This is a genomic window from Vibrio sp. YT-19(2023), from assembly GCF_033337395.1.
Genome location: NZ_JAWOQN010000835.1, coordinates 1 through 582, shown reverse-complemented (window position 1 = coordinate 582; position 582 = coordinate 1). Strand labels below are relative to the sequence as shown.

The window sequence follows — 582 nt, the reverse complement described above, 5'->3', positions numbered from 1 at the left end:
GATTGCCATGGCTTGATCATCGGTTTCTTCAAACGGGAATGTTGCTTTGAAGGTCGCGTATTGTCCACGATCTAAGGCAAATTTAAAGCCCGGTTTTAGCTCACGCTTCGCGTATACATCAAGTAGCTCTGCTGCAACATCGCGTACTTTCTCAGCTGCTTTTCGACGTGCTTTCGACCACGCTTCTCCGCCAAGTTTGTGCAGAGGAGCCGTTTCTTCAGCGCCGCCAGAGTAACGGCTGATCAAGTTTAGCGAGGAAACGGGAACATAAAGTTTGGCGTCGTTTTGATATTCAAGCGTCACATACTCGGTTTTCATTCCCCCCGCTTCAAGGGTTTGCAGACCGATGTAGCGGCCGATGCCGTGGTCAATATGAACAACAGGTTGGCCTGGTTTCAGCTCGGCAAGGTGGCGAATAACAGTGTCACTGTTGACGGCTTTTTTGTCTTTGCGACGGCGTTGAATTACGCGATCGCCAAGCAAGTCACTTTCGCATATCAGCGCGAAATTCAGCTCGTCATGAATAAAGCCGTGTTCTGCTGAACCAAGAATCAACGTGAAACGGTGGTCTGACTCCAAAGC

The 582-nt window shown here is 49.7% G+C and carries 1 protein-coding gene; it reads right to left on the bottom strand.

Annotated elements, in window-relative coordinates; translation table 11 throughout:
- Positions 1–582 (bottom strand): CarD family transcriptional regulator (locus tag R7E78_RS28730; protein ID WP_318058961.1); only part of this gene is annotated, 582 nt, incomplete at both ends.